Genomic DNA, 12288 nt, shown 5'->3' with positions numbered 1-12288 from the left:
CCCCATGGCTCGACCCGCTGACGGCGTCGCCTGGATCACCGGCGCATCCTCCGGCATCGGCCGGGCGACGACCCTGCGCCTGGCCCGCGACGGCTGGCGGGTGGCCTGCACCGCACGTGGCGCCGAGGCGCTGGCAGCTCTGGCGACGGAAGGCCCCGCTGGCCGCCTGCTGCCCTACCCTGCCGACGTCACCGACGCCGAGGCGGTGCGCGGCACGGTCGCGCGCATCCAGGCCGAGCACGGCCCGATCGCGCTGGCCATCCTCGGCGCCGGCACCTACGCGCCCGATTCCGCCGATGATTTCGACCTCGCCGCCTTCCGCCGCATCGTCGAGCTCAACCTGGTCGCCACCGCCGCCTGCATCGAGGCGCTGCTGCCGGACTGGCGCGCCCGGCGGCGGGGCCATCTCGCGGTGATCGCCTCGGTCGCCGGCTATCGCGGCCTGCCCGGGGCGATCGGCTACAGCGCGACCAAGGCCGGGCTGATCGCGATGTGCGAGGCGCTGCGCTTCGACTTCCGCCGCCTCGGCCTCAAGATCCAGCTGGTCAGCCCCGGCTTCGTCAGGACGCCGCTGACCGACCGCAACCGCTTCCCGATGCCGTTCCTGATTTCGGCCGAGGAGGCCGCCGACCGCATCGTCGCCGGCCTCGCCGGGGACGGGTTCGAGATCGCCTTCCCGCGCCGCTTCGCCTTCCTCCTGAAGCTGCTGCGCGCCCTGCCCCACGCGCTCTACTTCCCGCTGGTGTCGCGCTTCACCGGCAAGTGAGAGCCGTGGCCCATTCCGGACGGCGTCATCCGTTCGAATGACGACAAGGCCTGCGCGACCGCCTAGCGTGCGGAGACTTGACCGGCGATAGGGCCGGCATGGAGGACTCCTCATGCCCGATCCGTTCTTCGGCACTCCCGGGGACGACAATCTCAGTTTCGTCACCATCAACGACCCGATCGTGGTCTATGGGCTCGCCGGCAATGACACGATCAGCTCCGGCAGCAACAGCGACCTGCTGGATGGCGGCGACGGCAACGACCTCATCATCGGCGCGAGCGGCAACGACCATCTGGTCGGGGGCGACGGCAACGACATCACCAGCGGCGGGCCGGGCAATGACTGGCATGAGGGCGGCAACGGCGACGACACGCTGCAGGACGACGCGGGTTCCGACACGCTGGATGGCGGCGCCGGCAATGATGCCCTGACGGGTGGCGCCGACGACGATGCCCTCTATGCCGGCACGGGCAGCGACTACCTCAGCGGCGGCACCGGCAATGACCGGCTCGTCGCCGACGGCAGCTTCGCCGACCGCGCGGACACGCTGTCCGGCGGCGACGGCAACGATGTCTACGTCCTGGCCGGGGCCAATGTCGTCCTGCTCGCCCCCGATCCCGGGCAGGACCGCATCGAGGCATCGGTCAGCTTCTCGCTCGCCGGCTTCGGCGAGATCGAGGACCTGACCCTCACCGGCGCGGCGGCGATCGACGGTGCCGGCAACGGCTTGGCCAACGACCTGTTCGGCAACGACGCGGCGAATGTGCTCGACGGCGGCGGCGGCAACGACCTGATCCGCGGCTTCGGCGGCAACGACACGCTGATCGCCGGGTTCGGCGGCGGCGTCGAATACATGTATGGCGGCACCGGCGACGACGCCTATGTGGTGGCCGACCTGCAGGACACGCCGGTCGACTTCGCCGGGGAGGGCCACGACACGGTGTATTCGCCGATCCGCTGGGTGCTGGGCAACAACCTGGAGGATCTCGTCCTGACCGGCGCGGACAGCGTCAACGGCTTCGGCAACGCGCTCGACAACCACCTGGTCGGCAATGCCGGCAACAACTATCTCCAGGGCTTCGCCGGCCGCGACACCCTCGAGGGCGGCGCCGGCAACGACTATTACGAGCTCGGCGACCGCACCGCCTTCCCCAACGGGATCGGGCATCCCTACGACATCGTCGTCGAAGGCGCGGGCGCCGGCATCGACACCATCAGTGTCACCGCGATCGACGATCCCGACATGATCTCCAATGGCTACACGCTGGTCGCCAATGTCGAGAACGGCATCGTCGTGGGGACGCTGGATTTCAACCTCGCCGGCAACGCGCTGGCGAACGCCCTGACCGGCAACGCCGCCCTCAACACGCTGACCGGAAATGACGGCAACGATGTGCTCGATGGCGCCGCCGGCCTCGACACGCTCGTCGGCGGCGCCGGCAACGACACCTATGTCCTGAACGACCAGACCTTCATCGATGACCAGAGCGGATGGGAGTATGACCGCGTCGTCGAGGCGGCGAACGGCGGCGTCGACACGGTGCTGGTCAGCTTCCAGGCCAACATCCGGTACTATCTCGACGCCAACATCGAGAACGTGCAGGTCACCGGTGGCACCGGCCTCGACGTGATCGGCAACGACCTCGGCAACGTCCTCACCGGCAACGGCGCGCACAATCTTTTCTACGGCCAGGGCGGCGACGACACGCTCAATGGCGGCGCCGGCATCGACCAGCTCCTCGGCGGCGACGGCAACGACACCTACATCCTGGGCGACGTCACCCTGATCAGCGGCTCGTTGCAATTCGACAGCGTGGGCGAAGCCGCGGGCGGCGGGATCGATACGGTCCAGGTGTCGAGCACCCTCGGCCGCCTCACCTATGTCCTGGACGACAATGTCGAGAACGCCGTCGCCACCGGCGGGGCGAACTTCAACCTCGTCGGCAATACCCTCGCCAACCTCCTGACCGGCAACGCCGCCGCCAATGTGCTGACCGGAGATGCCGGCAACGATACCCTCGACGGCGGTGCCGGCGACGACAGCCTCATTGGCGGCGCCGGCGCCGACACGCTGTACGGGCGTGGCGGCAACGACCTCTTCTATGTCGACACGGCCGCCGACCGGGTGGTCGAGGTGGCGGGCGGCGGGTCCGACCGGGTCCTGGCCTCGGTCAGCTACGCGCTGGCCGCCGGTTCCGAGGTCGAGATACTCACCACCACCGGCGTCGCGGGCACGGCGGCGATCGCCCTCACCGGCAACGCCTTCGGCCAGACCATCGCCGGCAACGCCGGCGCCAACGTCATCGATGGCGGTGCCGGGGCCGACACGCTGTACGGATACGGCGGCAACGACCTCTATTATGTCGACGAAGCCGGCGACAAGGTCATCGAGGCGGCGGGCGGCGGGTCCGACCGGGTCCTGGCCTCGGTCAACTATGTGCTGGCCGCCGGATCCGAGATCGAGATGCTCTCCACCACCAGCGTGGCGGGCACGGCGGCGATCGCCCTCACCGGCAACGCCTTCGGCCAGATCATCGCCGGCAACGCCGGCGCCAATGCCATCAATGGCGGCGCCGGGGCCGACACGCTGTACGGATACGGCGGCAACGACCTCTACTATGTCGACAACTCCGGCGACAGGGTCGTCGAGGCGGCGGGCGGCGGGTCCGACCGGGTCCTGGCCTCGGTCAGCCACACGCTGACCGCCGGCTCCGAGGTCGAGGTGCTCTCCACCACCAGCGCGGTGGGCACGGCGGCGATCGCTCTCACCGGCAACGCCTTTTCCCAGACCATCGTCGGCAACGCCGGTGCCAACGTCATCGATGGCGGCGCCGGGGCCGACACGCTGTACGGAGACGGCGGCAACGACAGCTTCCGCTTCGACACGACGCTCGGTGCCGCCAACATCGACCGCGTCCTCGACTTCAGCGTCCCCGCCGACACGATCCAGCTGGAAAACGCCGTCTTCACCGGATTGGCGGCGGGATCGCTCGCGGCCGGCGCCTTCCACGCGGGCGCCGCGGCGCAGGATGTCGACGACCGCATCATCTACAACAGCGCGACCGGCGCCCTGCTGTTCGACCATGACGGGCTGGGCGGAACCGCGGCGGTCCAGTTCGCGACCCTCTCGGCCGGGCTCGCCATGACCAGTGCCGATTTCTTCGTGACGTGAGCGCCGATGAAGCGCCGGACCGATCGCCCGGTCATGACGGGCTGCCAGCGGCTGCGGCCTCGATCCGGTCACGGATCTCGGCCTGGTGGCGCCGGGTCAGGGGATATCGCCACATCAGCGCCACCGCCGCCAGCTTGAACGCCACCGGCACCGTGCCATAGAGCAGCGCCAGGGCGAGGTCGCCGGTGCCGTCCGGTGCGGCGGCGTCGTAGCCGGCGGCCTCCAGGATCGGGAAGGCGGCGCCGACCGCGGCGGCCAGGGCCAGCTTGGTCGCCATGCTCCACAGCGCGAAGAACAGGCCGGTGCGCTGCTGGCCGCTCTCGACCCGGTCGACATCGACGACATCGGCCTGCATCGACGGCGGCAACACCAGATCCGCGCCCAGCGCCAGCCCGCTGAGCACGACGATGGCGGTGAAGACTGGCAGGTCCCCGGGGCCCAGCAGCGGCACCCACAGGAAGACCGCGCAGTTCGCCAGCATCGCGCCGCACCAGACCCGGTGCTTGTCGACATGCCGGGCGATGAGGAGCCAAAGCGGGATGGCGCAGACCCCGACCCCGAAATAGAGCAGCAGCAGCGGCCCGGCGCTGCCCGGCGCCTGCAGGATGCTGTCGACGAACAGCAGGAACACGGTCGCCGGCAGGCTGTTGGCGAAGCCGTTCAGCAGATAAGCCGCGATCAGCCGGCGGAACGGCGCGTTGCCGGCCATCAGCCGCAGGCCGCGCCGCAGCCCCGGCGCGCCGGCTGCGGGAGTCCCCGGCGGCTCCCGCACCGCCAGGACGAAGAGCAGCACGGTCAGCGGCAGCAGGACGACCAGCAGCAGCGCCAGCAGGCGCAGCGCCGCCGCCGGCTGGTCGCCCAGCCCGGCCAGCGCCGGCAGGCCGATCGCCACCACCGTGCCCAGCAGCACCGCGCCCTCGCGGAAGCCGGCGATGCGGCTGCGCTGGTGATAGTCGGCCGACAGTTCGGCGCCCAGCGCATACATCGGCAGGATCATCAGGGTCCAGCCGAGATGCAGCGCCAGGCTCCAGGCCAGGAGATGCGCCCCGCCGGCACCCTGGCCGGGCACGAACAGGAACCAGATCGCGGCCATGGTCAGCGGCAGCCCGGCCACCACCCAGGGCCGGCGCCGGCCCCAGCGCGTCGCCAGCCGGTCGCTGAGCACGCCGATCACCGGATCGACCACCACGTCGAACAGCCGCGCCAGCAGCAGGATCGCCCCGACCGCGGACAGGCCGATGCCGAGGTCGCGGGCATAGAAGGTCGGCAGCAGGATGTAGACCGGCAGGGTCAGCGCCGCGAGCGGCAGGGCCGGCGACGCATAGGCGGCAAGCCGCCAGGATCGGAGCGGGCGGGCATCGCCCATGCGGTCAGGCCATCAGTCGCGGGTCAGCGAGAGCTGCTGCAGGTCGATCGTGCCCGCGGCGAAGCCGGCGGCGCAATAGGCCAGATACTGCTCCCACATCCGCTTGAAGCGGAGGTCGAAGCCCATCGGCTCGATCGCCGGCCAGGCGGATTGAAACCGGCCGTTCCACAGCCGCAGGGTACGGGCGTAGTCGGCGCCGTAGCCGGCCATCTCGTCCAGCCGCAGCCCGGCCGCGGCGACCTGGCCGGCCAGGGCCGAGGGCGACGGCAGCATGCCGCCGGGGAAGATGTATTTCTGGATGTAGTCGGCCCCGGCGCGGTAGGTGTCGAAATAGCGGTCGGCGATGGTGATGACCTGCATCGCCGCCCGGCCGCCCGGCACCAGGCGCTGGCGCAGCGTGGCGAAGAAGGCCGGCCAATAGGCCTCGCCGACCGCCTCGAACATCTCGATCGAGGCGATGCGGTCGAAGCTTCCACCGATGTCCCGATAGTCCTGAAGTATCACATTAATTTTGTCTGATAGTGCATTCTCATATATCGATTTCTTTGTGAATTCATATTGCTCGCGGCTGATCGTGACCGCCGTCACGGCCGCACCGATCTCGGTCGCTGCGAAGCGGGCGAAGCCGCCCCAGCCGCAGCCGATCTCCAGCAGCCGGTGGCCGGGCCGGAGGTCCAGGCGTTGGGCCATCAGCGCGTATTTCCGCCGCTGCGCCGAGGGCAGGGCCTCGTCGGCCGCGGCAAAGATCGCCGCCGAATAGGTCAGGCTCGGGTCCAGCCAGGCGGCGTAGAAATCGTTGCCGAGGTCATAGTGCCGGGCGATGTTGCGCCGGGCGCCGCGCCGGTTGTTGGGGTGCAGCCCGCGCAGCAGGCGCTGCAGCCCGCGCGACCAGGACGGGCCGTTCATCGCCCGCTCGATGCCGTCCTCGTTCAGCAGGAAGTAGGTGAACAGGGCCTCGACGTCCGGGCTGGCCCAGTCGCCGTCGAGATAGGCCTCGCAGAAGCCGAGATTGCCGCCGAACAGGAAGCGCCGCGCCAGCCGGTTGCGGCGGATCTCCAGCACCGCCTCCGGCCCCGGCTCGCTGCCCGGGATCACCCGGCCGCTGCCGTCGGGAAAGCGGATGGTCAGCCGCCCGACGCGGAGCCGGCCGGACAGCGACAGCATCACGCGCATCAGCGGCGACGGCCGGTAGGTGGTGCCGGACCGCTGGCCGAGCGTCGCGATCGAGGAGGAGGTGTCGTTCGTCATCGAACCGGGTCGCTATGGGTTGTCGGGGGACGCGAAGAGGGTGATTGCCTGGGCCGGTGGCGGCGGGTGACGGTGCAGCGGCACGCCCTTGCGCCACAGAAGCAGGGCCTGCCAGTGGATGGCGCCGATCACCTTCAGCGTGACCAGCGGATGGCGCAGCACCGCGCGCAGGATGCCGCCATCGGTCAGCGGCGCCCGGCGGCCGACCAGGCTGGCGACCAGCACCTCGCCCTCCGCCACCGACTGCCGGATCAGCACCGACAGCCCCTCCTCCGGCGGCGACAGCCGGAAGCGGTAATGCGCCCGCATGGCGATGAAGGGCGAGACGTAGAATTCCTTGCCGCAGCTCTGCAGCACCGGGGCGGCCGGCCGCCGCCCGGGATCGACCGGCACGGCGTAGCAATGCATCTCGCCGAAGGTGTTTCGCACCTCGTAGATGATCGCGGCCAGCCGGCCGGCGGCATCGTCGCAGTAGTAGATGCTGAGCGGGTTGAAGACATAGCCGAACAGCCGCGGGAAGCACAGCAACCGCACCCGGCCGATCGGGCCGAGCCCGAGTGGCGCCAGCACCCGCTCGACCCAGGGCCGCAGCGGACTGCCGTCGCGCGGGCCGTGGTCGCGGTCGCGGAAGGACAACAGCGCCCAGCGGTTGTAACCAAAAGTACGGAGCCCGGCGCCCAGCTGCGGCAGCTCGTCGAGGTCGAGCAGCAGCGAGAACACGCGGTAGGCGAAGCGGTGGCGGACCGCGCCGGTGCGGGCATGGACCACCCGGCCGTGATAGAGCGCCGAGTTCATGCCGCTTCCGCCGGACGCAGCGGCCGGCAGTGCTGCGCCGCCGGCGACATGTCCTCGACCGCCCAGGGCCGCCTGGCGCCCAGCGCCTCCGCCACGGCGACGCCGGCGGCCAGGCCGTCCTCGTGGAAGCCGTAGCCGCACCAGGCGCCGCAGAACCAGATCCCGCCGCGGCCCTGGATGGTGCCGATCGCCGCCTGCGCCGCCAGCGCCCGATGGTCGAACACCGGATGGTCGTAGCGGATCCGGGCCAGGACGCTGCCTGGCCGCGGCATTCGGAACGGGTTGAGGCTGACGAAGACCGGCCGCAGCCCGGGCAGCGGCTGCAGCCGGTTCATCCAGTAGGTGACGCTGACCGCGCCGCCGCGCCGGGCCTCGCTGAGATAGTTCCAGCTGGCCCAGGCCCGCTTGCGCTGCGGCATCAGGGCCGGGTCGTCGTGCAGCACGGCGTCGTTGCCCTGGAAGCGGAAGGCGCCGAGCACCTCGCGCTCCAGCGGCGCCGCCTCGGCCAGCAGCGCCAGCGCCTGGTCGGCATGGGTGGCGACCACGACCTGGTCGAACCGGTCCTCCTGCCCCGCCGCGTCGCGCACCACCACGCCGATCGCGGTGCGGTGGAGCGACGCCACCGGCGTGCCGAGCCGCAGCGACCCGGCGAAGGGGGCGGTCAGTGCCTCGACATAGCCCCGGCTGCCGCCCGGCACGCTGCGCCAGACCGGCCGGTCGCGCACCGAAAGCAGTCCGTGATTGGCGAAGAAGCGGATGAAGGACCGGGCCGGGAAGCGCAGCATCTCCGCCGTCGGGCAGGACCAGATCGCCGCGCCCATCGGCAGCAGGTGGTCGTGCACGAAGCCGCTGCCATAGCCGCCGCCGGCGAGCAGGTCGCCCAGGGTCAGGTCGGCCGAACCTGCGTCCAGGTGGCCTGGCGCCTCGCGGTAGAAGCGCAGGATGTCCCGCAGCATGCCGTAATGCGCCGGGCGGAAGGCGTTGCGCCGCTGCGCGAACAGCCCGCCCAGCGTGTCGCCGGCATATTCGAAGCGGCCACCGGCGGCACTGAAGGAAAACGACATGTCGGTGGGCTCGGTCGCCACGCCCAACGTCCCGAGCAGCCGCAGGAAATTCGGGTAGGTCGCCTCGTTGCAGACGATAAAGCCGGTGTCGACCGGCACCTGCCGCCCGTCCTGGCCGACATCGACGGTGTTGGCATGGCCGCCGGCCCGCGCCGCGCCGTCATACAGCACGATTTCGGCCCGCGACTGCAGCAGATGCGCCGCGCCGAGGCCGCTGATGCCCGTTCCGATGACTGCGATCCGCATGCTGCCGCCGCCGTGCCCCTGCTGCCCTCAACGCTCTTACGGGGCCCTTCCGGGATCAGATCATATCACCTGGACGGCCGCCAGATCCGAGGCCGGGACAAACGAAAAGGGCGGCACCGACGGTGCCGCCCCTTCTTCCGACCGACAGGCCCGCCCGACCGGGCGGGGCGTCAGTTGTTCCGGCCGATCACCACCAGCGAGGCGGCGGCCACGGCCAGGTTGCTGAACACCTGACCGACATCCTTGGCCAGGGTGTAGAGGTTGAACGGGTTCAGGTCGCGCGGCACGATGACCACCGACCCCGGCGCCACCTTGACCGAGCTGTAGCTCCAGGACGACAGGTCCAGCGGCTGCGCCTGGCCGTTCGGCAGGACGATGAAGGCACGCCCTTCATCCGCCGCACGGGTCAGGCCGCCGGCGAGGTCGATGTAGTCGTCGGCCGTATGGTTGCCGGCGTACTGCACCGTGCCGGGGTTGAGCACCTCGCCCGAGACCGTGACGAAGAGCGGCCGCTTCGGCACGGTCAGCTTGTCACCCGACTCCAGCGTGAAATCGAGCTCAGGCCGCGCGGCCAGCACCGTCGGGTCGGCCTCGATCACGATGCGCCCGACCGCCGGAATGGTCTTCAGCTCCTGGATCAGGCCCTGGATCGCCGGCAGGGCCGCGGCCGGGTTCTTGCTGTCGTCGCTCTGGGACGCGACCAGCTGCGGCAGCCCGGCCTGGATCTCCCGGGCCGTGCGCTCGAAGCCTTCCTGCTGCTGGGCCCGCACCGCCTCGCGGGTGAACACCGCGCCATAGGTGAAGGCCTGGCTGGTGTAGCCGCCGGAGCGCTGGATCAGCTGCAGCAGCGTCTCGCCGCGGCGGATGACATAACGGCCGGGATGGGTGAACTCGCCGGCCAGGGTGACCGTGCCCTCTTCGCGCAGCTGCGCGCTCTGCGGCACGCGGATGCTGTCGCCGGGGTTGAGCCGGACCGAGGCCGTCGAGGCGCCGAGGCTCTGCACCGACCGCCAGGAGCCGCTGAGGTTGGACGGCGACAGGGTCGAGAAGTAGCCGACTTCGATCGCGCCGCGGTCGGCTTCGACCGTGGCGCCGCCGGCGATGTCGATCACGGTGGCGAGCGAGGTGCCCGGGATGATCGGATAGCTGCCCGGCACCCGCACCTGGCCTTCGAGCGACACCACATGCTCGATCACGAAGGGCAGCAGGTCGGGAAGGTCGTCGAAGATCTGCGGGCAGGCCCGGTTGACCTGCAGCGCGTTCGCGTCGTTCTGCAGCGTCTGCCGCGCGTTGCGGAAGCGGCCGGTGGAGTCGTTGCGCACCGCCTCCGCCAGGGACCGCAGGCCGAGGCAGCCCTGCCGGGGCGACGCCACGTCATTGGCCGGCGGCAGGATGGCGCTCAGCGTCTGGGACACGGCCTGGGGATTCTGCGACAGGTCCGGCGCCGGGGAGCGGGCCGCGCCCGGCTGGATGCCGGACAGCATGGTCTGGACGTCGTCCGAGCCGAGATAGCGGATGTCCTCGCGCGACAGCACGATCAGCTTGTCGCGATCGCGAAGGCGGATGTTGCCGCCGCCCCGCAGCGCCACGCCGAGATTGACCGGCACGAATTTGCGGATCCGCGAGTTCGGATCGGTGGTCTGGATCACGCCGAACGGCATGTAGGCGTCGTCTGCCAGGATCGGCGGATCGGACAGCAGCGCGCGCAGGGTGGGCGCGCTGGTCAGCGGCCGGACCCCGGCGACGGTGACGTTGCCGGTGACCGAGACGCTGCCGACCCGCAGGTCCTGCGACAGCGTCACCTGGATGATGTCGCCGGTCTGCACCGGCACGGCAGTCTGGCCCGAGAGGTTCTGGACCTGGTCCTGGCCGTTGCGGTCGAGCCGCAGCAGATTGAAGCGGTTGCCCGCCGGGCGGATCGGCCCACCCGCATAGTCCAGCATCTCGGCGACGCTGAGCGGGCCGGAGGCGTCGGCCGGCATCTCGAAGATGCCCGGCCGGACCACGTCGCCGGCCACCGCGACGGTGCGCCCGATGGTCGGGATGGCGATGCGGTCACCGTCCTGCAGCAGCAGGTCGTTGTCGCCGGCATTGCCGGTCAGGAAGCCGTAGAGGTCGATGACCTTGGTCTGGCCCTGCCGGATCAGCATGACCGACCGCAGCGACCCCGTCTTCTTGATGCCGCCGGCGGCGGTCAGCGCATCGACCAGGGTCGAGAAGCTGGTCAGGGTCTGGGTGCCGGGCTTGCCGATCTCACCGGTCAGCGTCACCGAGATCGCCCGGACGTCGCCCAGCGACACGAAGGCCTCGGTGCTGACGTAGTTCTCCTTGACCCGGGTCTCGATCTCGCGCCGCAGATCGCCGAAGGCGCGGCCCGCGGCCGGGATCGGCGGCAGGTCCTGCAGGATCAGCCGGCCTTCGCGGTCGACCGTCGCGTTGATGCCCTGGTTCACCTGGCCGCGCAGCGTGACCACGATCTGGTCGCCGATGCCGATGACGTAGTTCTCGCTGACGGCGCCGCTGATGACCTGGCTGGCCACCGCACCGCCGGCGAAGACATCGTAGCCGAACTGGGTGATGTCGCCGCTGAGCCGCCGCTGGTAGTCCCCCTCGATTCGCGAGCCGGGCAGAGGGGTGACGGTCGAGGGCGCCGGGCCCACCGTGGACGTCGACACCGTGGCCGGTGCGGTTGACGGAACGCGCGGGCCGCTCGGGATCGCCGAGCCGTCGGGCTGGATGCCCTGCTGCTGCAGCTGCGACGGGTTGATGCCGAGCTGCTGCAGTTGATCCACCAGCGCGTTGAGCTGGGCGCGGCCGGCGACCGGGGTCAGCGCCAGGGCGCCACCCGCCAGCAGGGCCAGGCCGACGCCGTACCGGAGGGTTCGGCGCGTTGCGCCGCGCCGATCGTGGCGCCCCTCATTCTGCTCAGGCTTCATAGTCCCCCGCTTCGCTAAAATGCTCGATCGCGGCGCTGATCGAGCCAACGCCCCCCAATGGTCCCATCTTCTGACCGATCTGGTCGGCAAAGAAAAGGCGAATCAATCCCTTGTCCCCTCAACCGGATGTACAAGCTTCAATTGCCCCGCTGCCCTGGCCGCGGATCTTCTTCAGCCGCTCCAAGACCCGGCAGGCATAGGCGAACTGTCGAACCGGGTCGCTGGAATGATAATGCGCAATAGCCTGCAGCCAATTCCCGTATTGGTTGAACAACCGGCGCAGGAAGTAGGCGCCGTAGATCACATTGTATTGTGGCTGAAAGATGAGCGTGTAGTCCGGCAGCGTTTCCTTGTGATAGCGCAAGGAAATCTGCATGCAGCCGACGTCGATGTTGGGACTGTCGCCGCCGCCGTTGTCCTCGATCGCTGCCTTCATGGCGGCGAGGCTGCTCGGGAACATCGGGGTCCCGCCGATGTTCAGGGCCCAGGGATAGGGATCCCCCTTCCCACCTGATTCGGTCTGCGCGATCGCCAGCAGCAGCCCCTGGGGGATGCCGAAAGCGCCCTCCATCGCCAGGATGGTGGATGTGCAGCTATCCTCCGCCTGCGCCGGCCCGGCCGCCACGGCCAGGCCGAGCAGCAATGCCGCGATCGCCGCGCCCCATCTCGTCCCGATCAACAACGCAACCGGCTTC

8 protein-coding genes are annotated in these 12288 nt (G+C 70.1%); 2 read left to right on the top strand and 6 right to left on the bottom strand.

The window, feature by feature from the left end:
• Positions 1–4: 4 nt before the first annotated feature.
• Both AB4112_RS29375 and AB4112_RS29370 read left to right on the top strand, forming a co-directional pair.
• Positions 5–766: an SDR family NAD(P)-dependent oxidoreductase gene (locus tag AB4112_RS29375; RefSeq protein ID WP_441724708.1), complete on the top strand. Its 762-nt coding sequence runs from the start codon at positions 5–7 to the stop codon at positions 764–766.
• Positions 767–878: 112 nt separating this feature from the next.
• Entirely contained in the window at positions 879–3938 is a 3060-nt protein-coding gene (locus tag AB4112_RS29370; protein WP_441724705.1) for a beta strand repeat-containing protein, read from the top strand.
• A 31-nt stretch (positions 3939–3969) separates the two neighbouring features.
• Here the strand turns inward: AB4112_RS29370 and AB4112_RS29365 are convergent, their stop codons facing one another.
• The 6 genes from AB4112_RS29365 to AB4112_RS29340 form a co-directional block, all read right to left on the bottom strand.
• A complete protein-coding gene (locus AB4112_RS29365) occupies positions 3970–5304 on the bottom strand; it encodes an MFS transporter (RefSeq protein WP_441724702.1) in 1335 nt (444 codons plus the stop codon).
• Positions 5305–5316: 12 nt separating this feature from the next.
• Positions 5317–6552 carry a class I SAM-dependent methyltransferase gene (locus AB4112_RS29360; protein ID WP_441724699.1) on the bottom strand — a complete coding sequence of 412 codons (1236 nt, stop codon included), beginning with the start codon at positions 6550–6552 and terminating at the stop codon, positions 5317–5319.
• A 12-nt stretch (positions 6553–6564) separates the two neighbouring features.
• Positions 6565–7347, bottom strand: coding sequence for a DUF1365 domain-containing protein (locus AB4112_RS29355; protein WP_309792471.1), 783 nt, complete (start codon positions 7345–7347; stop codon positions 6565–6567).
• On the bottom strand, positions 7344–8657 hold the full coding sequence (locus AB4112_RS29350) for an NAD(P)/FAD-dependent oxidoreductase (RefSeq protein ID WP_441724696.1): 1314 nt from the start codon (positions 8655–8657) through the stop codon (positions 7344–7346). The genes AB4112_RS29355 and AB4112_RS29350 overlap by 4 nt, the downstream gene beginning before the upstream one ends.
• A gap of 170 nt (positions 8658–8827) precedes the next feature.
• Positions 8828–11593 (bottom strand): SLBB domain-containing protein, encoded by a 2766-nt coding sequence (locus AB4112_RS29345; RefSeq protein WP_441724693.1) that lies wholly within the window; start codon positions 11591–11593, stop codon positions 8828–8830.
• Between the two features lie 118 nt (positions 11594–11711).
• The gene (locus AB4112_RS29340) at positions 11712–12275 is read right to left on the bottom strand and encodes a lytic transglycosylase domain-containing protein (RefSeq protein WP_441724691.1); all 564 of its coding nucleotides are present in this window, start codon (positions 12273–12275) and stop codon (positions 11712–11714) included.
• Positions 12276–12288: the final 13 nt, after the last annotated feature.

This window comes from Inquilinus sp. 2KB_23, from assembly GCF_052115705.1.
Taxonomy (GTDB): domain Bacteria; phylum Pseudomonadota; class Alphaproteobacteria; order DSM-16000; family Inquilinaceae; genus Inquilinus; species Inquilinus ginsengisoli_A.
The sequence above is the reverse complement of the archived record's forward strand: the minus strand, read 5'-3'. Positions and strand labels throughout refer to the sequence as shown.